This window comes from Streptomyces sp. NPDC047002 (genome assembly GCF_040704505.1).
GTDB lineage: Bacteria > Actinomycetota > Actinomycetes > Streptomycetales > Streptomycetaceae > Streptomyces.
The window spans coordinates 1-24,780 of the sequence record NZ_JBEYWC010000036.1 but is presented as its reverse complement, the minus strand read 5'-3'; the positions used below and the strand labels follow the sequence as shown (position 1 = coordinate 24,780).

General features: G+C 75.6%; 15 protein-coding genes. 11 read left to right on the top strand and 4 right to left on the bottom strand.

Annotation, left to right across the window (positions count from 1 at the left end; genetic code table 11):
- The first annotated feature begins 62 nt into the window (after nucleotides 1–62).
- From AB0910_RS26460 to AB0910_RS26450, 3 genes are all read left to right on the top strand, one after another.
- The gene (locus AB0910_RS26460) at nucleotides 63–1,613 is read left to right on the top strand and encodes a hypothetical protein (RefSeq protein WP_366747155.1); all 1,551 of its coding nucleotides are present in this window, start codon (nucleotides 63–65) and stop codon (nucleotides 1,611–1,613) included.
- A gap of 115 nt (nucleotides 1,614–1,728) precedes the next feature.
- On the top strand, nucleotides 1,729–2,634 hold the full coding sequence (locus tag AB0910_RS26455) for a hypothetical protein (RefSeq protein ID WP_366747154.1): 906 nt from the start codon (nucleotides 1,729–1,731) through the stop codon (nucleotides 2,632–2,634).
- A 115-nt stretch (nucleotides 2,635–2,749) separates the two neighbouring features.
- Nucleotides 2,750–7,534, top strand: coding sequence for a hypothetical protein (locus AB0910_RS26450; RefSeq protein WP_366747153.1), 4,785 nt, complete (start codon nucleotides 2,750–2,752; stop codon nucleotides 7,532–7,534).
- Nucleotides 7,535–7,717: 183 nt separating this feature from the next.
- On the opposite strand, the gene AB0910_RS26445 is transcribed toward AB0910_RS26450, so the two are convergent.
- Entirely contained in the window at nucleotides 7,718–8,218 is a 501-nt protein-coding gene (locus AB0910_RS26445) for a hypothetical protein (RefSeq protein ID WP_366747152.1), read from the bottom strand.
- Between the two features lie 449 nt (nucleotides 8,219–8,667).
- On the opposite strand from AB0910_RS26445, the gene AB0910_RS26440 reads away from it, so the two are divergent.
- The 6 genes from AB0910_RS26440 to AB0910_RS26415 all read left to right on the top strand — a co-directional run bounded on the left by AB0910_RS26440 (nucleotide 8,668) and on the right by AB0910_RS26415 (nucleotide 16,054).
- The gene (locus tag AB0910_RS26440; RefSeq protein ID WP_366747151.1) at nucleotides 8,668–11,415 is read left to right on the top strand and encodes a nitrate- and nitrite sensing domain-containing protein; all 2,748 of its coding nucleotides are present in this window, start codon (nucleotides 8,668–8,670) and stop codon (nucleotides 11,413–11,415) included.
- A complete protein-coding gene (locus AB0910_RS26435; RefSeq protein WP_366747150.1) occupies nucleotides 11,412–11,852 on the top strand; it encodes a roadblock/LC7 domain-containing protein in 441 nt (146 codons plus the stop codon). The genes AB0910_RS26440 and AB0910_RS26435 overlap by 4 nt, the downstream gene beginning before the upstream one ends.
- 10 nt (nucleotides 11,853–11,862) lie before the next feature.
- On the top strand, nucleotides 11,863–12,258 hold the full coding sequence (locus tag AB0910_RS26430) for a DUF742 domain-containing protein (RefSeq protein ID WP_366747149.1): 396 nt from the start codon (nucleotides 11,863–11,865) through the stop codon (nucleotides 12,256–12,258).
- Nucleotides 12,239–12,898 (top strand): ATP/GTP-binding protein, encoded by a 660-nt coding sequence (locus AB0910_RS26425; RefSeq protein WP_366747148.1) that lies wholly within the window; start codon nucleotides 12,239–12,241, stop codon nucleotides 12,896–12,898. Before AB0910_RS26430 ends, AB0910_RS26425 begins: the two co-directional genes overlap by 20 nt.
- Nucleotides 12,885–13,430: an NUDIX domain-containing protein gene (locus AB0910_RS26420; RefSeq protein WP_366747147.1), complete on the top strand. Its 546-nt coding sequence runs from the start codon at nucleotides 12,885–12,887 to the stop codon at nucleotides 13,428–13,430. The genes AB0910_RS26425 and AB0910_RS26420 overlap by 14 nt, the downstream gene beginning before the upstream one ends.
- 101 nt (nucleotides 13,431–13,531) lie before the next feature.
- On the top strand, nucleotides 13,532–16,054 hold the full coding sequence (locus tag AB0910_RS26415) for an NACHT domain-containing protein (protein ID WP_366747146.1): 2,523 nt from the start codon (nucleotides 13,532–13,534) through the stop codon (nucleotides 16,052–16,054).
- A 319-nt stretch (nucleotides 16,055–16,373) separates the two neighbouring features.
- On the opposite strand, the gene AB0910_RS26410 is transcribed toward AB0910_RS26415, so the two are convergent.
- The gene (locus tag AB0910_RS26410; RefSeq protein ID WP_366747145.1) at nucleotides 16,374–18,743 is read right to left on the bottom strand and encodes a glycoside hydrolase family 31 protein; all 2,370 of its coding nucleotides are present in this window, start codon (nucleotides 18,741–18,743) and stop codon (nucleotides 16,374–16,376) included.
- A 264-nt stretch (nucleotides 18,744–19,007) separates the two neighbouring features.
- Here AB0910_RS26410 and AB0910_RS26405 point away from each other — a divergent pair, with 264 nt between their 5' ends.
- Both AB0910_RS26405 and AB0910_RS26400 read left to right on the top strand, forming a co-directional pair.
- Nucleotides 19,008–20,987, top strand: coding sequence for an acetoacetate--CoA ligase (locus tag AB0910_RS26405; protein WP_366747195.1), 1,980 nt, complete (start codon nucleotides 19,008–19,010; stop codon nucleotides 20,985–20,987).
- A gap of 117 nt (nucleotides 20,988–21,104) precedes the next feature.
- Nucleotides 21,105–22,013: a hypothetical protein gene (locus AB0910_RS26400; RefSeq protein WP_366747144.1), complete on the top strand. Its 909-nt coding sequence runs from the start codon at nucleotides 21,105–21,107 to the stop codon at nucleotides 22,011–22,013.
- Nucleotides 22,014–22,158: 145 nt separating this feature from the next.
- Here the strand turns inward: AB0910_RS26400 and ptsP are convergent, their stop codons facing one another.
- Nucleotides 22,159–23,838 carry a phosphoenolpyruvate--protein phosphotransferase gene (gene ptsP / locus AB0910_RS26395; protein WP_366747143.1) on the bottom strand — a complete coding sequence of 560 codons (1,680 nt, stop codon included), beginning with the start codon at nucleotides 23,836–23,838 and terminating at the stop codon, nucleotides 22,159–22,161.
- Nucleotides 23,839–23,913: 75 nt separating this feature from the next.
- On the bottom strand, nucleotides 23,914–24,363 hold the full coding sequence (locus AB0910_RS26390; protein ID WP_366747142.1) for a PTS glucose transporter subunit IIA: 450 nt from the start codon (nucleotides 24,361–24,363) through the stop codon (nucleotides 23,914–23,916).
- Between the last annotated feature and the right edge of the window lie 417 nt (nucleotides 24,364–24,780).

The window sequence follows — 24,780 nt, the reverse complement described above, 5'->3', positions numbered from 1 at the left end:
GGTCCTGCGCCGGTTCTGCGCCGTTTCGACCCCTGTCGGTGCCAGGACCTAGTCTGTGCACCGTGACTTCGCCCGCCCCGACGGAACCAGCCCCGTCCCAGTTCAGCACCGGGCCGCGGCCCGCGCAGGGCCCGGCGGCCGACGAGGGCCTCGCGCGCCGCCTGCGCGCCCTCGCCTGCACGGCCCCGCTCCACGACCTGGACGCCCGCAAGGCCAACCTCGCGGGGGAGTACGGCGTGTACGCGATGGCCGAGGTCGCGCTCGCCGCGATCGACCTGGTCACCCTGCACATGGACTTCGACACGGGCGCCGACCACGACCAGATAGTGGTCAGGCTGCTGCCGCGCGTCGCCGCGCAGGCGCCCGGCCGTCCCGCCGCAGAGCACGAGCGGGTGGCCCGCTGGGTCCTGGAGAACCTCATCAACGTCGGCAGCGTCGACCGCGGGTTCCGCGCCGTGTACGGCACGTTCGGCACGGACGGCGTCTACCGCCGCAGGGACTACGACTTCAAGCTCATCGAAGAGGTCCCGGGCGACGGCGGCAGCGTCTACCTGCGCACCACGGACGAAGCGGTCAACGTCCTCGTGGGCGCGCTCGACACGGACGTGACGAGCGCGCAGATCGCCGCCGAGGTCAAGCTCGAGGTGCTGATCAGCCGCGGCCGCCTCGCCGACGCGCAGCTCGCCGCCGAGCAGGCCAGATACCGCACCGTGCAGTACGCGGAGACCCTGCGCAGGACCCTGGAGGCCACCCGGCGCAACGTGCGCGCGGTCGACTGGCTGCGCACTGTGCCCGACCTGATCGACGAGGCGCTCGACCACGTCGCCGACCGCTACCGCCACGAGAACGCGATCCTGACGAACATCCGCAAGGCGCGCGACGAGGCGGAGACCGGCGGCGACCCGAAGACCGCGGAGCACAAGCGGCGCGCCGCCGAGCTCGTCGACATCGTCAAGGACTGCATCCGCCGCCACACCCAGCTCCAGTCCAGGCTCCTGGAGGCCGGGCCGCTGTTCCGCGCCGAGCAGGACAGACAGGCCTTCGCCACGCCCGCGGCCCGCGTGGGCCTCGACCTGTACGGGCAGCTCGTTGCGCCGCTGCTGCCGCTGCCCGTCGCGGACGCCGGCCGGGTCACCGACGCGTACTTCGCGCACGGCACGGGCCTGCGCACCCCCGCGGCCGTCCGCGTCGGCGACCTCGTCGACATGCTGCTCACCCCGCCCGTCGAGCGGGCCCACCTGGGCGCCGAGATGCCGGAGCCCGACCTCGTCACCACCCCGGACGACAGCAGGTTCAGCGAGCAGCAGCTCGCGGACGCCATGGAGTTGCTGACCCTGGAGCCCGACGCGCCGCGCCGCCTCTCCGGCCTGCTCGCCGAGGCCCGCCGCCGCGACGGCGGGGGCGAGCTGGCGCACCTGATCGTGCTGCTCGCCGTGCACGCGGCGAGCCCGCCGGTCGGCACGGCGTACCGGCAGGGGGAGGAGCGCCTGCTGTTCGCCGTGGACGACGGCACCCCGCTGGACGACGAGGACTTCGGCGGCGCCGACCTGATCCTCGGCACGGCCCTCCTCGACGCCGCCGCCATGGCCACGGCCCGGACGGAGGCCGCATGAACCCGCCGCGGCGGCACGCTCCCGCGCCGCCACGCCCGCGCGGCCCCGCAGCCCGTTCCGCCGCCGGTGCCCGCGCGGGCGCCGGGGGTCCTTGTCCGTCCGAGGAGCCACGTACGTGACCGACCAGCACGCGACCGAGACCGACCCGTGGGCCGAGCCGGGTGCTCAGGCCGTCGAGCGCGCGGGGTCAGGGGCGGCCGCCCCGGTGACCCCCGCCGACGCGGCGGACGCGGCCAGGCTCGTGTCCTTCGGGCTCCAGCCCCGGCTGCTGCCCGCGCGCGACGCCGAGTACACAGAACTGCTGCGCCGCTACCGCGAGGACCCCGCGTTCGCGCGGATCGCCGACGCGGTCGCCGCGGGACTCGGCCTCGTCGTGCTCGAGGTCTCGCCCCGCGCCGGCATGGCCGTCACCGCGGCCGAGGACTCCGTCTTCGCCGTCCGCATGGGCGACTACGCGCGCCGCGCCGCGACGGACTCGGCCGACCGGTTCCTGCACGGCCTCGCCCATCTCGCCGTCGCCGCGCTCGCGTTCCCCCGCCCCGAGGACCTCGCGGACGACGGCTACATCGGCCGCATCACCGTCAACGGCGTGGACGCGTTCGTCCGCCAGGCCTGTCGCAGGCTGGAGGAGCGCGCCGACGAGACCGGCGAGAACACCGACCCCGCGAGCGACGCGCCCGGTCTCGAAGCGGCCTGGCGGGTGTACGCGCGCCGCAGCGCGACCGGCGCGACCAAGGACGCGCGGCGCCTCGCCGGCTCGACCACCGGCATCGTCGGCAAGGCGGTCGCCTTCCTCACCGAGTCCGGGTTCCTCCAGCGCACCGGCGACGACGCGGGCGGCGCGTACCGCACGACCGCCCGCTACCAGCTCCAGGTCAGGGACATGGCGGGCTCCGCGGCCCTCACGGAGCTCGCGGAACTCGGCGTCGTACCCGTCTCGGACGGCACGGCGACGCTGCTGCCGCCCGAAGGCGACGACGCCGGACTCGTCGCGGACGCCGGACTGCCCTTCCACTCCTGACCGCCGGGTTCCGCCCGCCCGCCACGACGGGCCCGGCGCCCCGTTCACCGACCGACCGCCCCCGCCCGCCCACCGACCGACCGCCCCCACGCACCGTTCACGAGAGACCGCCGCCATGTACGAGCTGTCCAGGGTCCGCCTCTACTCCATCGGGCCCGCAGGAGCGCGCTACGCCGACACCGTGCTCGACCTGCGCGGCGTCGGCGCCGCCGTGCCGGCGCCCGCGCCCGTGCAGACCGAGTTCTTCGCGGACGAGCCGGCGGGCCCGCCCCGCCGCCCCGCGCCCGCGGGCGTGCTGTTCCTGGAGAACGGCGGCGGCAAGTCCGTCCTGCTGAAGCTGATCTTCTCGGTCATGCTGCCCGGCCACCGCAACACCCTCGGCGGCGCGAGCTCCGGCGTGCTGCGCAAGTTCCTGCTCGCCGACGACTGCGGCCATGTCGCCCTGGAGTGGCAGCACACCCTCACCGGCGAACTCGTCGTCGTCGGCAAGGTCAGCGAGTGGCGGGGCCGCCAGGTCTCCAACGACCCGCGCAAGTTCGCCGAGGCCTGGTACTCCTTCAGGCCCGGCCCCGGGCTCGGCCTCGACGCGCTGCCCGTCGCCGAGGCCCAGTCCGTGCGGCCGCCCGACGAGGGCACCTCGGGCGCGCGGGGCCGCCGCCGCACCATGAAGGGCTTCCGCGACGCCCTCACCGAGGCAGGCAGGTTCTACCCGCACCTCGACGTCCACTGGGAGGAGATCCACGACCGCTGGAACGAGCACCTCGGCGACCTCGGGCTCGACCCCGAACTCTTCCGCTACCAGCGCGAGATGAACGCCGACGAGGGCGAGGCCGCCGGCCTCTTCGCCGTCAAGAAGGACTCCGACTTCACCGACCTGCTGCTGCGCGCCGTCACCGACACCCGCGACACCGACGGCCTCGCCGACCTCGTCGGCAGCTTCGGCGGCAAGCTCGGGCGGCGCGCGGAACTCACCGCGGAACGCGACTTCACCGCGGGCTCCGTCGACCTGCTCGGCCGCATCGTGGAGGCGGCCGGGTCACGCGCCCGCGCCCGCGAGATCCACACCGCGTCCGAGCGCAGGGCCCGCACCCTGGTACGGCGCCTGTCCGCACGCGCCGCCGACGAGCGCACCCGCACCGCCGACCTCGCGGGCCGGGTCACCGCCGCCGCGCACACCGTCACCGAGGCGGAGGGCGCCCGGCTGCGCAGTTCCCTCGTCGCGGCCGAACTCGCCTACCGGCACGCTTCGCTCGCGCTCGCCGCCGCCGAGAAGCGCGCCGCTGCCCAGCGCCGCGACCTCACAGAGGCCCGCACCCTGAACTCCGCCTGGCAGGCCGCTGAGGCCGTGCTGCGGCACCGCGCCGCCGCCGACAGGTCCGCCCGCGTCGCCGCGGCGATCCGCGAGGCCGAACGCGACGCGGCGCCCGCGCTCGCCGCCCGCGCGCGAGCCGCGGCCGATCTCGTACGGGCCCTGCACGCCGCGGCGGACGACGCGGAGGGCCTCGCCAACGAGGAGGAGGCACGCTCGGCGACCCTCCAGGAGACCGGCGAGGCCGCGCACCGCGACGCCACGGACGCCGCCACCGCGGCGCAGCGCGCCCGCAGTGAGACCGAGCACCTGCGCCAGCGCCTCGCCGAGGTCGAGCAGGAGACCGCGGAGGCCGTACGCGCGGGGTGGCTCGACGACAGCGCGCCCGACGCCGACCCTGCGCGCGCCGCGCTCGCGGCGAGCGACGCCGAGCGGACGGCCGCCGCCGCGGGCGAGACCGCACGCGGCACCGCGCGCGCGGCCGCCGAGCGGGCCCGCGAGGCAGCGGCCGCAGAGTCACGCGCCGACCTCGCCGCCGCCCGCGCCGCGGACGCCGCGGACGCCGCGGAGCGCGCGTACGGGGCCGAGCGCGGCGCCGCCGAGTCGATCGCGGCCGACGAGCGCCTCACCGAACTGCTCAGCCTGCCCGCCGCCAGGACCGCCGGCGTGCCGGGCCCGCGCAGCGGCGCCGACACCCCGGGGGCCCCCACCCCCGCGGCCGAGGGTCCCGCGCAAGGGCCCTTGTCGGCCGACGAGTTCGACGCCCACGCCGACGCCCTGCGCGACTTGCTCGACCAGGGCGTCGCAGCCGCGGAGCGCCGCCTCTTCGACCTGCGGACCGCGGCCGCGGACGACTCCCGCATCCTGGGCGCGCTCGGCGACGGCGGGCTCCTCCCGCCGGGTCCCGACGTCCTCGCCACCGTCGAGCACCTCGGCGAGCACGGCATCCCCGCCCTGCCCGGCTGGCGCTACCTCGCCCAGTCCGTCGACCCCGCCGACCACGCCGCCGTGCTCGCCACCCGGCCCGAACTGGTCGACGGCGTCGTCATCACCGACCCCGCGTCGCACGCGCGCGCCCGCGACGTCCTCGCCGACGCCGCCCTGCTGCCCCGCTCCACCGTCGCCGTCGGCACCGCGGCGGCGCTGCTCGCCCCGGTGCCCAGGGCCGGCGACACCGGCGGGGACGACGAGGTGGCTGTGTTCCTCGTACCGCCCAACCCCGCCATGCACGACGAGCACGCCGCCGACGAGGAACGCCGTGCCCTGCGCACCAGGGCCGCGGCACGCGACGACGAGATCAAGGAGGTCGCGGCCCGGCTCGCCGCCGACCGCGCCCTCGCCGCCCGCATCGGCTCCTGGCGCGCCGACTGCCCGCAGGGTGCCCTCGCCGACCTCGCCGCGTCCGCACGTACCGCACGGGAGACCGCCGAGCGCGCCGCAGCCGAGCTGACCGAGGCGCGCACCGCACGCGCCGAGGCCGAGCAGGCGGCCGCCGACACGGGCCGCGCCGCAGAGGACGCGCAGGAGGCGGCGCAGCGCGCCCGCCGCGCCGCCGACGCCCTGCAGGGACTCGCGTCCCGGCTGCGCGACCGCACCGCCTGGCAGGCCAGGCTCCGCGCCCTCGCCGACGACGCCGCAGAGGCAGAGGCCCGCGCAGGGACCTGCCTCGACCTGGCGCGCGCCGCCGACGAGGACCGGCGCGCCGCACAGCGCGCCGCCGACGACGCCCGCCGCACCGCCCGCACCCTGCGCGCCGAGCGCGCCGAGATCGCGGGCGCCCCGGAGAACCTCCCCGACCGGCCCGACGACGCGCCCCGCGTGCCGCTGCCCGACCTGCGCGAGGCGTACCGCGCCGCCTCCCAGCTCTACGAGAAGGTCGGCGTCGGCGCCGATCTGCGCGCCGAGCAGGCACGCGCGGAGAGCGACGAGAGCGCGGCGCTCGCCGAGCTCGACCGGCTCAGCAACAAGGTGCGCACCCGCGCCGCGCAGCTCCTCGCATCGCCGGAGGGCGCCGACGGCCCCTCCCGGCAGGCCGCGGCCGCCCGCGCCGAGTCGCTCGTGCAGATGCTGGAGTCCCGCGCGTCCGCCGCGAGCGAGCAGCTCGGCCGGCTGCGGGGCGAGGCGGAGCGCCTCGCCCCCGAGACCGGCGAGAGCCACACCGGCCTCCCCGACGACCAGGCGCCCGCCGACGCGGACCAGGCCCAGGCGCTGCTGCGCACCGCCACCGCGGAACTGGCGGAACGCACCGACGCGGTCGGGACCGCGCGCGCCGCCCACGACGAACTCCTGCGCACCCACCGGGCCGCGGAGGACGCCGCAGGCGGCTTCGACGAGACGGCGGCCCTCCTGCGCGACCTGCTGCGCGGCGCCCCCGCGGAGGAAGAGCAGGCGGGCCAGGGCGACGAGCAGCCCCAGCAGCCGGAGCCGTACGCGGGCGGCCTGGACGCCGCGCGCCACGACGCGGCCGAGGCCCGCAGGTCGCTGCGCGGCTGCGCCCAGGACCTGTCGGCCGCGGAGGCCGCGGTGCGCGAGGCGAGCGACATCCTCGTACGGCACGCCAACGCCACCCGCTACGAGCAGGTGCGCACCCCGGCGCGGCAGCAGATCCGCGAACTGCCCGCCGCCGCGCTCCCTGAGCACGCGGAGCGCTGGGCCGAGGCGTTCGCGCCCCGGCTGCGCGTCCTCACCGACGAGCTGGCCCAGTTGGAGCGCAACCGCGACTCGATCGTGGACCGGCTGCGGGGCCTGGTGGAGTCGGCGATGGCGACGCTGCGCTCGGCCCAGCGGCTCTCCCGGCTGCCCGAGGGCCTCGGCGAGTGGTCGGGCCAGGAGTTCCTGCGCATCCGCTTCGAGGAACCCGACCGCGCGACGCTGTCGGAGCGGCTCGGCGAGGTCGTGGACGAGGCCACGAGGGCCGCCCTCAAGAAGAACTCCGACCTGCGGCGGGACGGGATGTCACTGCTGCTGTGCGGCGTGCAGGCGGCGCTCCAGCCGAAGGGCGTCGCCGTGGAGATCCTCAAGCCGGACGCGGTGCTGCGCGCCGAGCGGGTGCCGGTCGGGCAGATGGGCGACGTGTTCTCCGGCGGCCAGCTGCTGACCGCGGCGATCGCCCTGTACTGCACGATGGCCGCGCTGCGCAGCAACGACCGCGGCCGCGACAAGCACCGGCACGCCGGCACGCTGTTCCTCGACAACCCGATCGGCCGGGCCAACGCGACCTACCTGCTGGAGCTCCAGCGCGCCGTCTCCGACGCGCTCGGTGTCCAACTCCTCTACACCACAGGCCTCTTCGACACGACGGCGCTCGCCGAGTTCCCCCTCGTGATCCGGCTGCGCAACGACGCGGACCTGCGCGCGGGCCTGAAGTACATCAAGGTCGAGGAGCACCTGCGGCCCGGCCTGCCCGCGCCCGAGCAGGACGGCGGGCAGGTGCACGGCGAGATCACCGCGACGCGCGTCTTCCGCAGGACCCCGGCGCAGGAGGCCGGGCCCCGCAGGGGCGCACCGGCCGCCACCGTCCCGCCGCAGCAGCCCCACGCGCCGGAGGAGCAGGGCGAGGCCGTCCCGCAGGACAGGACCCAGGACGCCTGAGGTCGCGCCGCACGGGCGGAACGGCGGCGAGGGCGCGTACGTCCCGCACACGGCGCTGCCCTGCCACGCCCTCGGCACGGTGCGGCCGTGCCCGCGCCGCACGGGCGCCGTACCAGCGGCGACTCTGCCTGGCGCGCCCCCTCAGCGGTCGGGGCGCGCCAGGCCCCAGCGGCCGGAGGCGGCTCAGCGGAGCGCCGGGGAGTGCGGCGCGTGGCGCGGGCGGTGGCCGGCCCGCGCGCGCGGCGCGGCGCGCCCGGGCCGCCGCGCCGCGCCGCGTATCGCACGCTCCTCCTCGCGCTGCGCCTCGCGCGCCGCCCGGCGGGCCGCGCGCCGCTCCCTGCGCAGCCTCCGTGCCGTGCTGCTCGGCACGGACACCACGCCGTGCCGCTGGTTCCACACCTGGCGCGTCACCCACACGTCGAGCACCGCCCAGGTCGCGCCGACCGTCGACGCGATGGCGGCGACGACCATCGGGAACGCGAGCCACGAGTCGGCGAGCGTCGCCAGCAGCGCCACCATCGCCTCGACGAGCGTCACCGACGCCACGAGGACCGCGCGCACCGCCGCGGTCCTGACCGGATCGGGCAGCCGGTAGCGGACGGCGGGCTCCTCCACCCACAGGCCGCGCGTCACCCCCGTGAGGCCGCCGACCGACGCCGCCCCACCCCGTTCGTCCCTCTTCATGGACCCTCACTCCCCATCGGAATCCACCCGCACACCGACTGCCCGGCAACGGTCGGGTCACTCATGGCGCACGCCGCGACGCAGTGCGCCACACCTCTGTACGACAAGACGCCGACCGCGTCCCGGGAATTCCCGCCATCCCGCCAAGAAGGCCGTGATCGCGCTCTGTTCACCCCGTATCCGGCCATGTGCGTGCAGCCCGGCACGCTCCGCGCCCCGCCGGGGGTGACGGGACAAGCGCGCCGCGTGAAGGTTTTGCGTCCATGTTTGAACCGGTGAACGCCGTTGACCAGTAACTTCGTTGGAAAGAACACAGTGGGGATCCGGCAAACCGGGACAAGAGCCCGTCGAACAACCCTTCGTGGACGATCCGCTGTGGGACACGCCTTCGAGTTGCTGGTGTGACAGTAGTAGGCTCACGCGGGTTGCTGACGGAGCTGGGGGAGGCCATGCGCTTTCGCGGGAAGTCCATCCGCAGGAAGATCGTGGCGCTGCTGCTCGTGCCGCTCATATCGGTCACGGCCCTGTCCGCGCTCTCCGGCGTGCTCACCGGTCGCGAGGCCCTCGACCTGCGTCATCTGAAGAACGCGGTGGCCCAGGTCGGCGACCCCGTCCAGAGCGCCGCAGCCGCGGTCCAACAGGAGCGGTTCGACACGCTCATCCACCTCGCCGCGCCCCACGACGCCGACACGGCACAGCAGCTGCGGGCCGACAGGACCGCCACCGACCACGCGGTCGCCGCCGTGCGCAAAGGCGACTCGTCGAAGCTGCGCCGCAGTCTCGACGGCACCGCGCGCAAGCACCTCGACGCGTTCATCGCGGCGACCCGCAAGCTCCCCGGCGTCCGCGCCGACGTCGACAGGGCGAGCGTCAGCCGCAGCCAGGCGCTCGACTTCTACGCGGGCGTCGTCGACCCCGGCTACCTCTTCCTCTCCACCGTGTACGGCAAGGAAGACGTGGACGGCGACAACCAGGGCCGCGCCCTCGTCGGCATCTTCCAGGCGCAGGAGATGTTCTCCCGCGAGAACGCCCTCGTCACCTCCGCCCTCGTCGCGGGCGAGCTGAGCCCCGCCGAGCGCCGCAGCGTCTCGGGGCTCGTCGCCGACCGTCAACTGCTGTACACCACCAGCCTCGCCGACCTGCCGGCCCAGGAGGCGGCGGTGCTGCGCGCGTACAACACGGGACCGGCCAACGACAAGCTCGCGATGCACGAGAACGAGATCGCGACCACCGGCGCCATGGTCAACGACCGCACCATGACGGCGCAGCAGTGGCGCGACCTCACCCAGTTCGTGGTGGACGGCATCCACAAGGAGAGCGCCAAGGCCGACGCCCTCTTCCGGCAGCATGTCGCCGACGGCCGCCGTGTCGTGTACCTGCGGTTCTTCGCCGCGACCGCGCTCGGGCTGCTCGCGCTCATCGCCTCGATCGTGGTGTCCGTGCGGGTGGGCCGCGCCCTCGTCCACGACCTGTCGGAACTGCGCAAGGAGGCCAACGAGTCGGCGGGTGTGCGCCTGCCGTCCGTGATGCGCCGCCTCGCCGCCGGCGAGCAGATCGACGTGGAGACCCAGGCCCCGAAGCTCACCTACGAGGACCACGAGATCGGCCAGGTGGGCCAGGCCCTCAACACCCTCCAGCGCGCCGCGGTCGAGGCCGCCGTCAAACAGGCCGACCTGCGCCGCGGCGTGGCCGAGGTGTTCGTCAACCTCGCCCGCCGCAACCAGGTGCTCCTGCACCGGCAGCTCGGGCTCCTCGACGCGATGGAGCGCCGCACCGAGGACACCACCGAACTCGCCGACCTGTTCCGCCTCGACCACCTCACCACGCGCATGCGCCGGCACGCCGAGGGCCTCGTCATCCTCTCCGGGGCCGTGCCGTCCCGGCAGTGGCGCAAGCCGGTCCGCCTGATGGACGTCGTGCGCGCCGCCGTCGCCGAGGTCGAGGACTACGAGCGGATCGAGGTGCGCAGGCTGCCCAGGATCGGCGTCGGCGGCCCCGCCGTCGCCGACCTCACCCACCTCCTCGCCGAACTCCTGGAGAACGCCACGGTGTTCTCACCCCCGCAGACCGCCGTGCAGGTCAGCGGCGGCCGCACGGCGGGCGGCTTCACGCTGGAGATCCACGACCGCGGTCTCGGCATGGCGCCCGAGGCCCTGCTCGAAGCCAACCTCAGGCTCGCGGAGACCCCCGAGTTCGAGTTGTCCGACACCGACAGGCTCGGCCTGTTCGTCGTCAGCCGCCTCGCCCAGCGGCAGAACGTACGGGTCTCCCTCGAACCGTCCCCGTACGGCGGCACCAGCGCGATCGTCCTGCTCCCCGCCGCGCTGCTCACCGAGGCGCCGGACGCGGAGACGGGGACCTTCGACCCGACGCCCGCGCAGGCGGTGCCCGTCGCCCGCCTGCGCACCGAGAGCGGCATCAGGCTCGCGCCCCGCGCCCCGGCGCGGGAGCCCGGCCGCGGCGCCGGGCCCGCCGCCCGCGACGCCGGGGCGCGCGACGGCGCGTTCCGCGAGAGCCCCGCCCGCGAAGGCGGCTACCGCGAGGGGGCCTTCAGGGAGGGCGGTTTCCGCGAAGACCTCGCGGGGGACGGCGCGTTCCCCGCCCCCGCGGCCGACGGCGACGGCGCGTTCCCGGGCTCCGCGGCCCGCGACGACGCGGGGGCGCGCGCCAGGGCCGCCGCGCAGGACCACGACGACCAGCACCAGCAGGCCGCGCCCCCCGGCCCCCCGGCCGAGCGCGTCCCGCCGCAGCTGCCCCGGCGCAGGTCGCCCAAGCTCGTCGCCGACCGCGGCAGGCGGCTCGACGAACAGCCCGGCAGGGCGCACCCCGAGCAGCCGCCCGCCGCGGGCCCGGCGCAGGGGCCGGGGGAGCGGCAGCAGGGCCGGCCCGCGGACGGCCAGGCAGGCGGTCCCCAGGCGGGCGGTCCCACGGGCGGGCTCCCACGCCGGGTCCGGCAGGCCAACCTCGCGCCGCAGCTGCGGGATTCGGCCCAGCGCGCGGCGCCCCCCGGCGCCGAGCGCAGGCAGGCGCCCCGGGACCCGGAGCGCGACGCGGAGGCCGTACGCAGCAGGATGGCCTCGCTCCAGCGCGGCTGGCAGCAGGGCCGCCTCCAGAACGAAGCCGAGGAATCCGCCGGCAGGACCGGCCAGGGCCCCGGCGGCACACCAGGAACGACATCGGAGGGGAACGGTCGATGACCGCACCGTACGCACCACGAGGCGCCGCCCACTCGGGAGGCGGCCGCGAACTCGACTGGCTCCTCGACGAACTGGTGGAGCGCGTCGCCAGCATCCGCAAGGCGCTCGTGCTCTCGGGCGACGGGCTCGCCACCGGCGCCTCCAAGGACCTCGGCAGGGAGGACGGCGAGCACCTCGCCGCGGTCGCCTCCGGCTTCCACAGCCTCGCCAAGGGCGTGGGCCGCCACTTCGACGTGGGCCAGGTCCGGCAGACCGTCGTGGAGCTCGACGAGGCGTTCCTCTTCGTCACGGCGGCGGGCGACGGCAGCTGCCTCGCCGTGCTCGCCGACGCCGACTCCGACGTGGGCCAGGTCGCCTACGAGATGACCCTCATGGTCAAGCGGGTGGGCACCCACCTCGCCACGGCCCCCCGCACCGGCCTGCCCGCCGGGGGATGAGCACCTGCGCATGAAGGAAACTGGTCGGGACCCCCAGGCGTGGTTCGACGGCGAGGCCGGGCCCGTGGTGCGGCCGTACGCCATGACGCGTGGCCGCACCGAGACGGCCGGTCAGCACCGGCTCGACCTGATCGCGCTCGTCGTCCCCGAACCCGCAGCAGAGGAGCCCGGACTCGACCGGAACCTGTCGCCCGAGCACCTGGAGATCGTCGAGCGGTGCCTCGACGCACCCCAATCGGTCGCGGAGCTCGCCTCCGGACTCGACCTGCCCATCGGGGTCATCCGGGTGCTCGTCGGCGACCTCGTCGAAGACGAACTGGTTTATGTATCCCGCCCCGTTCCGCCGGCCGAGCTGCCGGACGTGAACATTCTCCGCGAGGTGATCAATGGCCTTCGGGCGCTCTAGCTCGTCCGGCGGCGCCGTCCCGCCAGACCGGGGCGGGGTCGGCATCCCCGCAACCGGCCGAGCCCCCCGTACGCAGCCCGTCACCCTGAAGATCCTCGTCGCCGGCGGCTTCGGGGTCGGCAAGACGACCCTCGTCGGCGCGGTCAGCGAGATCAGGCCCCTGCGCACCGAGGAGATGCTGACCGAGGCGGGCCGCCCCGTCGACGACGTGCAGGGCGTCGAGCGCAAGACCACCACCACGGTCGCCATGGACTTCGGGCGGATCACGCTCCGCGGCGACCTGGTGCTCTACCTCTTCGGCACGCCGGGACAGGACCGCTTCTGGTTCCTGTGGGACGAGCTGGCGCAGGGGGCGCTCGGCGCGGTCGTCCTCGCCGACACCCGCCGCCTCGCCGACTCGTTCGCCGCCGTCGACTACTTCGAACGGCGGCGCATCCCGTTCACCGTCGCCGTGAACCACTTCGACGGCGCCGACCGCTATCCGCCCGAGTCCGTGCGCGACGCGCTCGACCTCGACGCGGGTGTCCCGCTGGTGATGTGCGACGCCAGGGACCGAGAATCGGTCAAGGAGGTCCTGGTGACGGTCGTGGAACACGCCATGACCCTGGCGACCGGGCCGAGCGAGCATGTCCCCACCTGACAGGTTCACGAAGATCGCGGAGCCCGGCTCGCACTGCGCGGACTGCGGCACCCGCTACCCCACGCCCACCGGATGGCCCCGCACCTGCCCGGCCTGCGGCGCCACCGCCTACCGCAACCCGCTGCCCGTCGCGGTCGCGCTGCTGCCCGTCACCGACGAGCAGGGCACCGCGCTCGTCGTCATCCGCCGCACCATCGCACCCCAGCGCGGCGGCCTCGCCCTGCCCGGCGGCTTCATCGACGCCGACGAGAGCTGGCAGCGGGCCGTCGTCCGCGAACTCCGCGAGGAGACCGGCATCGAGGCCCCCGAGGAGGACGTGCGCCTCGCAGACGCCCTCAGCTCGGACGACGGGCACCTGCTCCTCTTCGGGCTCCTCCCGGCCCGCAGGGCCGACCTGCTGCCCCCGTCGAGGCCCACCGACGAGACCTCGGGCACCCACCTCCTGCACGGCCCCCGCGACCTCGCCTTTCCCCTCCACACCGCGGCCGTGCGCAACTGGTTCGCCGGCCGCTACCCGCAGCGCACCTCCTGACCCGGCCGCCGACCGGCCCGCAGAAGGGCCGAAGCGGTCGACGGCGGCGTGCAGGGCCCGTACGGTGAACGGCGGGCGCCTGGGGGAGTGAGGGCAGCGGCATGGAGCGGCCGGTCGTGCACAACACCTTCTCCGGCCATGCCACGTACGTCATCCAGGCCGGGGAGATCCACGGCGACGTGCACATCGGGCCAGGCCGCGCGGGCACGCCGCGCGGCCGCGCCGCGGCCGAGCTCGCCGACGCCTCGCTCGCCGGGCTGCGCGAGGAGGCGGTGGCGCGCGGCCTCTCCCGCAGGGCGCGGCTCGCCGTGCGCTGGACCGCGGACCAGGCCGTCTCCGACCACCCGGAGAACGTCGGCGCTCCGCCGCCGCTGCCCGACGCCGCGGCCGAGGACGGCCTCGCCCGGCTCGCCGCCGCCTACCGGGCCCTGCCCGTACGGCGGTTGGTGCTCCTCGGCGGCCCGGGCGCGGGAAAGACCTCGCTCGCCGTCCTGCTGGCCATGGAGCTGCTCGCCACCCTCACCGACGACGAACCCGTGCCCGTCCTGCTTCCCGCCGCGTCCTGGGAGCCGGGCAAGGAGCACTTCGACACCTGGTTCGCGCGCCGTGTGCTGCGCGACCACGGGACGAGTGGCGCCCTGAAACCCCGGCTCGTACGGGAGCTGGTGCGCGACCGGCTCCTCCTGCCGGTGCTCGACGGCTTCGACGAACTGCCCGCCGCGCTGCGCGCCGACGCCCTCGCCGGACTCGCCCGCGCGCTCGGCGACGACGCGCCGCTCGTCCTCACCTCGCGGACGGACGCGTACGCGCGGGCCGTGGCCGAGACCGGCGTCCTCGGCGCCGCGGCCGTCATCCGCGCCGAGCCCGTGCCGGGCACGGCGGCGGCCGGGTACCTGCGCACCACCTCCCAGCCCCGGCACGCGCCGCGCCTGGCGCCCCTGCTCGACGACCTGGCGCGCCACCCGGACGGCGTCGCCGCGTCCGCGCTCGGCACGCCGCTCTCGCTGTGGCTCGCCCGCACCGTCTACGCGCGGGACGGCGCCGACCCCGGCGAACTCCTCGACCGCTCCCGCTTCCCCGACGCCGTCTCCGTCGAGCGGCACCTGCTGGACGCCCTCGTCCCCGCCGTCCTACGCGCCGCCGCCCGGCCGCAGGCGCCCGGCGCGCCAGGACCCGCGCGGCGGCGCTGGGACCCCGGCGCCGCCGAGCGCCACCTGGCGTTCCTCGCCGCGCACCTGACACGGAACCGCACCGGAGAGCTCGCATGGTGGCGGCTGCACCGCGCGCGGCTGCCCGCGGCCCTCGAAGTGCCTGCGGCCCTCATCGCCGGGCTGCTCGTGCTGCTGTGCCTCCACCCACTGGCGGTGGCCGCGGCAGGCGGCGATCCTGCGCGGCTGCACCGGGTCGCGGCGGGCGCGGCGGTGGCGGCCGGCTGCGCGGTCGTGGGTGCCGCCACCGCCAAGGCCCTCACGGCGCGCGGCGGCGACCTGCCGCGCAGACCGCTGCTGCTGCGCGGCATCCTGCGCCCCCGGCTCGCCGCGGCGCTGGCGCTCGCCGCCGCCTGCGCCTGCGTGGACGGACTGCTGCTCGGCGGCGGTTCGCCGCTGTTCCTCTGCGTCGGCCTCGCCCTGCCAGGACTGCTGATGCTGGCCCTCGGCGTGCCCGCGGACACGGACCGCGCGCCCGGCGCCCGGCAACTCCTGCGCGACCAGCGGCTGAGCACCTGGCTCATGCTGCTTCTGGCCTGCCCGGCGCTCGGGGTGGTCGCCATGGCCGCCGTACCGGAGGATCCGCTTCCGGCCGCGGCGGCCGACCATGCGCGGCTGTGCACCTGGGCGGCGGGCGCGCTGGCGGGCGCGGCGGTGGTGCTGCTGGTCAGCCCGTGGACCCGCTGGCTGTTCGCGAAGGCGCTCCTCGCGGCCGCCGGCCGCACCCCCTGGTCCCTGCTCGCCTTCCTGGAGGACGCCCGCGCCCTGGGGCTCGTACGCCAGGCCGGCGGGGCGTACACCTTCCGCCACGCCCGCCTCCAGGCGCGGCTCGCCGCACGCCACGGCCGGGGCCGCGCCTGGGCGCGGCCGCTGCCGGACGACGGGCAGCCCTGCGCGCGCTTCGCCGGCCACACCGGCGCCGCACTGCGCCGCGGACGGGCCCGCCTCTACGTGCTGCCGTGGGGCTTCGCGCTGGCACGCGTCGCCCAACTGTCCTTCGAAGGCGGCTGGGACAGCGCGGGCTCCTGGCTGCTGATCGGGATTCTGCTGCTCCTGCCCGTCGCCGTCGACCTGGCCGCACCGCGGGCCGCCCGGCGGCGGAGCCTCCTGCGCCTGGACGCCCACGGCGTCGAGGTGACGACCCGCGGCACGCGGCTCGCCTGCCCCTGGACGGACGTCGTCGAGGCCTCCGTCGATCTCGTCGACCCACACGACCGGGGCGCGGGCCTCCCCATGCTGCACCTGCGCCTGCGGCCCGGCGCCCCGCCCCCGCCGGGCACCCGCCCCGACGACACGGGCCGCATCGCCGTATGGCCGCTCGGCCGCGCCGCCGAGGCCACGGTCCCACCGGAACTCGACCGCGCCCTGCGCCACTACGCGGGCCCCCGCTGGACCCCCTGGCAGTGGGAGGAGTGAAAGGCGGTGTACCGAAGACCCCGCCCTGCACGCAACGCCCGGCTCCAGGCGCTCTTGTACGACAGCGGCGGACCCGCCCACCACTTCACCGCACGCACGGCAGCGGACACCGCCGATCACCACGCCGACGCGCCCCGACCGTCCACGCGACCCCGCCCCGGCCGTCCGCAAACGCCTCGCCGTCGTCCCGCGGGCGCCCGTGCGCAGAACACCGACTGCCGAGCAGCCGCGCCGCGCAGCGCGTACGAACCACGGCGCACCACACGAGCGCGTACCGGCCCGGCGCACCACACGCCCCCGGCGCCGGCGCCGAGCAGCCTCACAGGCCCCGTATCCGGACCGGCCACTCCGGTGGCTGTGCGCCTGCCTCTGTCGTGCGGGACACCCGTACCTCGCCGCCTCGCAGCTGGACCGTACAGCGCTCGGGTTCCGGTTCCTTCCAGCCGTCACCGGGGTCACGCACCACCAGGCCGCCGCCCGTGCGGCCCGGCGCCGGCGCCCACACCTCCAGCTCCGTCCCGCCGCCCGGCGCCCGTACCGGCAGCACCGCGCCGGCCCGCGCCAGCACCGGCACCCGGGAGAGCGGCGCGGCGAGCCGCACCGGCCCTGGGCCTTCGTACGGCCGCCCGTCCGAGGTGTCGTACCACCGGCCGCGCGGCAGCCGTACGACCCGGTGCCGCGCCCCCTCTTCGAGCACCGGCGCCACCAGCAGCGCGTCCCCCAGCAGGAACGCGTCCTCGACCTCGCGCAGCGCCCGGTCCTCCGGATGCCCCCACCACACCGGGCGCACGTACGGCGCCCCCGTCAGACCCGCGAGGCCCGCAAGCGTCACGAAGTAGGGGAGCAGCCGCTCCCGCTCCCGCAGCGCGGCCCGCGCGTACTCCGACACCTCCTCGCCGAACTCCCACGGCTCCCTGCGCGCCCCGGCCGCCCCCGACGTACGGAACAGCGGCAGATACGCGGCCAGTTGGAACCAGCGCAGATACAGCTCGGGCGGCACGGCCCCGCAGGACCCGCCCACGTCGGACCCCGAGTACGGCACCCCGCACAGCCCGAGCCCCAGCACCCGCGCGAGCGAGGCCCGCAGCCCCGCCCAGTCCGGCGCGGCCCCGCCCGACCAGGTGCCGCCGTACCGCTGCGTCCCTGCCCAGCCCGAGCGCGACACCACGAACGGCCGCTCGTCGGGCCGCAGCGCGCGCAGCCCATCGAACGCGGCACGGGCCATCGCGAGCCCGTACACGTTGTGCGCCTCGCGGTGGTCGCCGCCCGCGCCCTCCAGCGCGTGCCGCGCCGACCTCGGCAGCGCCCGGTCGCCGAACGGCGCGTACGACTCCGGTTCGTCCCCGGTGTGCCACGCCCCCGAGAACCCCTGCGCCGACCGCTCCCCGTACAGCTCGGCCCACCACCCGCGCACCCCGGCCGCCGTGAAGTCCGGATACACCACCCACCCACCGCCGCCGGTCGCACCGCGCGCCGTACGCCCCACGGCCCCCTGCGCCACGCCGCGCACCTCGCGGCCCGTCGCGTCGCACAGGAACGCCCCCCGTGCGCGGCCCTCCGCGTAGACCGGGTCCGCCGGGTCCGCGCGCACGGCGGGATCGACCACCGGCACCAGCCGCGTCCCCCGCGCCCGCAGCTCCCCGGCGAGCGCCGCCGCGCCCCCAGGGGACGTGCCCCGGGCGCCTTCGCGCCCCACCGCCAACTCGACCGCCGACAGCGGCAGACCGCGCTCCAGATGGTCCGCGACGACCCGCCGCACCGCATGCTCCCCGCACGGCCCGCCGAGCCCGTGCCGGTGGCCGAGCGCCCAGGCGGGCGGCATCACCGGCGCGCCCGTCAGCCGCGCCCAGCAGCCGAGCACCCGCGTCGGCGTCCCCGTCATCACCCAGCACCGCAGCGGCCCGCCCTCCATCCGCAGCTCGCTCGTGCCCGGCCGGTCGTGCCCCGAGCCCGCGCCCTCCCGGCCCTCGTACAGCGTCACCAGCCCGTCCCACGTGTTGTCGTAGAACGCCAGATGCGTGCCGCCGTCCGCCACCACCAGCTGCACCGGCATCGTCACCGACCCCGCCACCTCGCACGCACCGGCCCCCGCAGGCCGCGGGCCGGTGTTCCACAGCCGGTACGCGCCGTCCCGCAGCCGCAGCCCCGAGGCCCGCCCGCCGAGCCCGAAGAACCGCGCGTCCGCCGCCACCTCCGACCGCTGCGACCACCGCGTCCCCGCCCCGCCCGGCGCCTCCCACCAGCGCGGCGGCCGCTCACGCCGCAGCACCACACCCCCCGGCGTCCGCACCTCGATCGTGCCGTCGTGCGCCACAGCGACCGTCACCCGCTCCGACACCACCCGCCAGCCGCCGTCCGTGTCCGGTTCGAGCAGCGCACGTGGATCGGCCTCGGGCGGGGGCCCCGCCAGCGCGTACGACGGCTCGGGCCCCGCACCGTCCCAGGCCCAGAACACCGCACCACCGAGAGCCACCCGTAGGGACAGCCGCGCCCTGGCGAAACGCAGCGACCCGCCGCCAGGCCCCGGCTCAGCACCGGCGACCCGGCCGGGCACCCTGGCACGCCCGGCGCCCCGAGGCGGCAGCCCCCTCGCGTCCGTACGCCGGTGCCGCCACGCCGAGCGTGCCCCCATCAGCCCCCTGACCGAACCCGCCTCCCTCATCGAACGCACCAGTTCACGACCGTCCATGCCGATCAGCCTGCCATCCGTTCCGCGCGCCCGACGCTCCGTTCAACTGCCGTTCACCCAGCGGCCGTCCAGCGGGCAGACGGCTCCGCACCCCGGCCGCCCACGCGGACACCACGCGCCGCCCGCAGGACGGCACCGGCGGGCGGAACCTGGTGCGCGGGACGATCACGTGGCATCGTCCCTGTCAGCCGCGGACCGCGCGCCAAGGACCCGCGCACCCGTGTCACACTCAGCGTCGAGCCAGGTCGGGAGAGCCGCACCATGATCGCAGAACCCACCCCCGCCCCCCTCTGGCAGCCCAGCCCCGAGCGCATCGCCGCCGCGCAGATCACGCGCTTCCAGGAGTGGGCCGCCACCCACCACGGAGCACCGGCCGAGGGCGGCTACCCCGCCCTGCACCGCTGGTCCGTCGAGTCCCTCGACGCCTTCTGGGCCGCCGTCGCAGAGTGGTTCGACATCCGCTTCGCCGCCCCCTACGAGCAGGTGCTCGGCGACCGGGCCATGCCCGGCGCCCAGTGGTTCACCGGCTCCACCCTCAACTACGCGGAACACGCCCTGCGCGCAGGCGAGGACCCGGCACGCGCCGACCTCCCCGCACTCCTCCACGTCGACGAGACCCAGCAGCAGTCCCTCACCACCTGGCGCGAACTGCGCCACCAGGTCGGCTCGCTCGCCGCGCACCTGCGCGACCTCGGCGTCCGGCCCGGCGACCGGGTCAGCGGCTACCTCCCCAACGTCCCCCAGGCGATCGTGGCGCTGCTCGCCACCGCGGCCGTCGGCGCCGTATGGACCTCCTGCGCCCCCGACTTCGGCGCGCGCAGCGTCCTCGACCGGTTCCAACAGGTCGAGCCCGTCGTCCTGTTCGCCGTCGACGGCTACCGCTACGGCGGCAGGACCCACGACCGCGGCGATGTCGTCGCCGAACTGCGGGCCGAACTGCCCACCCTGCGCGCCGTCGTCCACGTACCGCTCCTCGGCACCCGCGCGCCCGAGGGCGCACTCGACTGGGCGGACCTCGTCGCAGGCGAGACCGAACCCGTCTTCACGCACGTGCCGTTCGCCCACCCGCTCTGGGTGCTGTACTCCTCAGGCACCACGGGACTGCCCAAGGCCATCGTGCAGTCCCAGGGCGGCATCCTCCTCGAACACGTCAAACAGCTCGGCCTGCACTGCGACCTCGGCCCCGACGACCGGTTCTTCTGGTACACCTCCACAGGCTGGATGATGTGGAACTTCCTGGCCTCGGGACTCCTCGTCGGCGCCACCCTCGTGCTGTACGACGGCAGCCCCGCCCACCCCGGCGCCGACGCCCAGTGGGACGTCGCGGAACGCACGGGCGCCACCCTCTTCGGCACCTCGGCCGCCTACGTCATGGCCTGCCGCAAGGCCGGCGTCCACCCGGCACGCGACCACGACCTCAGCCGCCTCGCCTGCGTCGCCACCACCGGCTCACCGCTGCCACCCGACGGCTTCCGCTGGCTCCACGACGAGCTCGGCCCCGAGGTGTGGATCGCCTCCGTCAGCGGCGGCACCGACGTGTGCAGCTGCTTCGCAGGCGCCGTCCCCACCCTGCCCGTCCACACCGGCGAGCTCCAGGCCGCCGCCCTCGGCACCGACCTCCAGGCGTGGGACCCCGAGGGACGCCCCCTGACCGGCGAGGTCGGCGAGCTCGTCGTCACCGAGCCCATGCCCTCGATGCCCGTCCGCTTCTGGAACGACCCCGACGGCAGCCGGTACCACGACAGCTACTTCGACACCTACCCCGGCGTCTGGCGCCACGGCGACTGGATCACCCTCACGGACAGGGGCTCCGTCGTCATCCACGGCCGCTCCGACTCCACCCTCAACCGCCAAGGCGTCCGCATGGGCTCGGCCGACATCTACGAGGCCGTCGAACGCATCCCGGAGATCCGCGAGTCCCTCGTCATCGGCATCGAACAGCCCGACGGCGGATACTGGATGCCGCTGTTCGTCCACCTTGCCGAGGGCGCCGTACTCGACGACGACCTCGTCGCCCGCATCCGGCAGACCATCAGGACCGACCTCTCGCCCCGCCACGTGCCCGACGAGGTCATCGCGGCCCCCGGCATCCCCCACACCCTCACCGGAAAGCGCATCGAGGTCCCCGTCAAGCGCCTCCTCCAGGGCACCCCGCTCGACCGCGCCGTCAACGCCGGCTCCGTCGACAGCCTCGACGTCCTGCGCTTCTACGAGCGGATCGCCCGCGACCGCGCCGACCGCTGACCGCCTGTCAGACCCCCTCGCTACGCTGAGTGAAAACGCGGCGCGCCTGCACACGGCGCGTCACCGTCCGCGCGCCCCGCCGGGGGCGCGCGGGCCCGCACCACACCAGGGGGAGCCATGACAGCACGCACAGAACACCCCGGCAGGCCCACGGCCAGAGCACTGCGCAGGGCGCTGCGCCGCGAGGTCCCCACCACCGTCGGCCTCCTCGCCGACGAGGAGGACTTCACGGCCATGCGCGCCTACCGCACGTTCCCCTTCGACGACCACACCGCCTACCTGCGGCACACGGAAGCCCTCATCGGCCGGCTCGCCACCGAAGGGCTCCACACCGACATCGCCCTCTTCGACCCCGTCGACTACGCCTGGCACTGCACCGACACCGGCCGCGACCCCGACGCGCCCGCCCACCGCGCCCGGTACACCGCGTCCATCTCCGCCGCAGGCGGCGCCGTCCTCACCTACACCGGCCAACCCCTCGACCTGCTGCTGCCCGCGCTCGCCGACACCGCGGTCCGCCGCGCGACCCATGCCTACGCCACAGCCGTCCTCGCCGACCTCGGCACCTGCGCCGCATGCCACCAGGACATCGGCGGGGCAGCCCTCGACCACGCCACCGCGCTCCTGCACCGCCTCCTCGAACGCGCGGGACCCGGCACCCACCACCTGGTGTGCAGCACCCCGGCAGGCGAGGACCCGCTCACCGCCGCCCTCACCGCCGACCGCACCACCGCCACGGCCCCTGCGGCCGACTGGGGGGCCACCGAGTTCAGCACGGTCCTCGCCGTGTCCGTGGCCCTGGACACCCCGGCGGGACTCGTCATGCGCACCAGCGCCGAGGGCACACCCGACCGCCTCCGCGGCTGGCGCCTCGCCCGGGGACGCCTCGTGCCGCTCTCCGCCGCCGAGGTCTTCAACGCCTACTGCACCGACGCCGAGACCGGCGAACCCATCGGCCCCGAGCCCGGAGTCGACTACCGCGCCGGATTCGAACTCGGCCCCGACATGGGGGAGTTCGGCCACTGACCCGGCGACATCACACCCCCGGCCGCCGCCACGGCGAAGGGCCGCCCACCGGCACACCCGGCGGACGGCCCCAAGACCTGATGGCTCCGACGACCACGTCCGCCCGGCGGGCGCGCGACCACGCGCGCCCGCCGGGCGGAAGGACTCAGCGCTGCGCCTCGCCCGTCAGCACCGCCTGCGCGGCCTCCCTGGCCTCCGCCGCGGAATCCGTCGCACGCGCGGCGGCCGCCGCACGCTCGCACTGCGCCAGCGTGTGCTGCGCCAGCGCCGAGCGCACATACGGGATCGACGCGGCGCCCATCGAGAGCGACGTCACCCCGAGGCCCGTCAGCACGCACGCGAGCAGCGGATCCGACGCCGCCTCCCCGCACACACCGCAGCTCTTGCCCTCGGCCCCGGCGCTCTCGGCCGCGAGCGCAACCAGGTCGAGCAGCGCGGGATGCCACGGATCCTGGAGCCGCGACACCGCACCGACCTGCCGGTCGGCGGCGAACGTGTACTGCGCCAGGTCGTTCGTCCCCAGCGAGAGGAACTCGACCTCCTGCAGGATCGACCGCGCCCGCAGCGCCGCCGAAGGGATCTCCACCATCGCACCGAACTTGGCCCGCAGCCCCGCCTCGCGGCAGGCGTCCGCGAACGCCTTCGCGTCCGTGCGGTCCGCCACCATCGGCGCCATGACCTCCAGATACACCGGAAGCCCCTCGGCCGCATCCGACAGCGCGGCCAACTGCGTCCGCAGCACCTCGGGATGGTCGAGCAGACTGCGCAGCCCCCGCACACCGAGCGCCGGGTTGGGCTCGTCGGCCGGCGTCAGGAAGTCCAGCGGCTTGTCCGCGCCCGCGTCCAGCACCCGCACCACGACACGCCCCTCGGGAAACGCCTCGAACACCTGCCGGTACGCCTCCACCTGCTTCTCCCGCGACGGCGCCTGCTTGCTGTCGTCGAGGAACAGGAACTCCGTACGGAACAGCCCCACGCCCTCGGCACCGGCCTCCACCGCGGCCGCCACATCGGCGGGACCGCCGACATTGGCGAGCAACGGCACCTTGTGCCCGTCCGACGTCGCACCGGGACCCGTCGCGGACCCCAGCACGGCCCTGCGCTCCGCCGCCACCTGCTCAAGCTGCGCCCTGCGCTCGGCCCCCGGCTCCACGAACACCTCGCCCGTGCTGCCGTCCACCGCGACCGAAGCGCCCTCCGACAGCTCGGTCGCCCCGGCCAGCGCCACCACGGCGGGCACGCCGAGCGCACGCGCCAGGATCGCGCTGTGACTCGTCGGACCGCCCTCCTCGGTGACGAACCCGAGCACGAGCGACGGGTCGAGCAGCGCGGTGTCCGCGGGCGCGAGATCGCGCGCGACCAGCACGTACGGCTCGTCGCTGTCCGGCACGCCCGGCATCGGAACCCCCAGCAGCCGGGCGACGATACGATTCCGCACGTCGTCCAGGTCCGCGACCCGCCCGGCCAGGTAGTCGCCCGCGCCGGCGAGCAGCTCGCGATACGAGGCGAACGCGTCGTACACGCCACGCTCCGCGGAACTCCCCACGGCGATCCGGCGCTCCACATCCGCGATCAGCTCAGGATCCTGCGCCATCATGGCCTGCGCCTCCAGCACGGCCTGCGCCTCACCGCCCGCGAGGTTCCCCCGGGCGATCAGATCGGCGGCCACGGCCTCGACGGCCTGCCGGGCCCGCCCCTGCTCGCGCTCGGCCTCCCCGGCGGGGATCTGCTTGGCGGGCGGCTCAAGAACGGCCGTCCCCATGTGCCGGACCTCGCCGATCGCCACCCCGTGGCTGACACCGACGCCGCGCAGCGTTGTCTCCATTTCACCGTCTCCGATAGTGCGATGGCCCCCTGCATCGCGATTGATGTGCGGCACAGCAGCGAACGGGTAGCCCGCTCACCGCCAGTCGAACAGAGTCTCCCCCGTGGCGACCTCTCCGCTCTCCCGCAGCTCGGACAGGGAGTCCGCGGTCGCTTCGAGCGCCACGACGGGACAGATGGGCGACTTGCCCGCCGTCTCGACGTCCGCAGGGTTCCAGCGCACGACTGCCTGGCCGCGCGCCACGGTGTCGCCCTTGTTCACCAGCAGCTCGAAACCGGCGCCGTTGAGCTGCACGGTGTCGATCCCCAGGTGGGTGAGGACGCCGTGACCGTCGGAGTCCACGACGACGAACGCGTGCGGGTGCAGCGACACCACGATCCCGTCGACGGGGGACACGGCCTCGGTGGCCCCACGCAGCGGGTCGATGGCGGTGCCGGGCCCGACCATCGCCCCGGCGAACACGGGGTCGGGCACGGCGGCGAGGCCGATGGCGCGGCCGGGCAGCGGAGCTGACACGAGGGGCATGGGGACCTCCCAGTGGGCGGAGTGTTGTGGAGTCCGCCGTCACTGTGAGTAGCAAAGACGGCGTGCTGCTCAGAGACTAAGTCATGGTTAGCGACGGTTCCGCATGGCAGGTCGAGGCGTGGGGCGGGGACCCGATTTGCCTGCGCCGACAGGCCCCCTGTACTGTCATAGCCTGCCTGGCACCGACACGACGGACGCGAATGCGGACCGTGAGCCGGAGGCCGGCGGAACACTCATCAAGCTTCACCGCTCGAACAGAGCGCTGATTCCGCATGTTTGCGGAAGGGCGGTCAGGGAAGACGGAAAAGCCTGATAGAGTTTGGAAACACCGAAGGGAAAGCCCGGAGGAGCCCTGTGAGGGGGTCCGAAGGAAGCGTCCGTTCCTTGAGAACTCAACAGCGTGCTAAAAGTCAACGC

What these genes read in the sequence shown, in the direction of transcription:
- AB0910_RS26435 (WP_366747150.1), top strand. Translation starts at nt 11,412, where the DNA reads ATGACCGCACCGTACGCACCACGAGGCGCCGCCCACTCGGGAGGCGGC.
- AB0910_RS26450 (WP_366747153.1), top strand. Translation starts at nt 2,750, where the DNA reads ATGTACGAGCTGTCCAGGGTCCGCCTCTACTCCATCGGGCCCGCAGGA.
- ptsP (WP_366747143.1), bottom strand. Translation starts at nt 23,838, where the DNA reads ATGGAGACAACGCTGCGCGGCGTCGGTGTCAGCCACGGGGTGGCGATC.
- AB0910_RS26440 (WP_366747151.1), top strand. Translation starts at nt 8,668, where the DNA reads ATGCGCTTTCGCGGGAAGTCCATCCGCAGGAAGATCGTGGCGCTGCTG.
- AB0910_RS26410 (WP_366747145.1), bottom strand. Translation starts at nt 18,743, where the DNA reads ATGGACGGTCGTGAACTGGTGCGTTCGATGAGGGAGGCGGGTTCGGTC.
- AB0910_RS26420 (WP_366747147.1), top strand. Translation starts at nt 12,885, where the DNA reads ATGTCCCCACCTGACAGGTTCACGAAGATCGCGGAGCCCGGCTCGCAC.
- AB0910_RS26400 (WP_366747144.1), top strand. Translation starts at nt 21,105, where the DNA reads ATGACAGCACGCACAGAACACCCCGGCAGGCCCACGGCCAGAGCACTG.
- AB0910_RS26430 (WP_366747149.1), top strand. Translation starts at nt 11,863, where the DNA reads ATGAAGGAAACTGGTCGGGACCCCCAGGCGTGGTTCGACGGCGAGGCC.
- AB0910_RS26445 (WP_366747152.1), bottom strand. Translation starts at nt 8,218, where the DNA reads ATGAAGAGGGACGAACGGGGTGGGGCGGCGTCGGTCGGCGGCCTCACG.
- AB0910_RS26415 (WP_366747146.1), top strand. Translation starts at nt 13,532, where the DNA reads ATGGAGCGGCCGGTCGTGCACAACACCTTCTCCGGCCATGCCACGTAC.
- AB0910_RS26390 (WP_366747142.1), bottom strand. Translation starts at nt 24,363, where the DNA reads ATGCCCCTCGTGTCAGCTCCGCTGCCCGGCCGCGCCATCGGCCTCGCC.
- AB0910_RS26425 (WP_366747148.1), top strand. Translation starts at nt 12,239, where the DNA reads ATGGCCTTCGGGCGCTCTAGCTCGTCCGGCGGCGCCGTCCCGCCAGAC.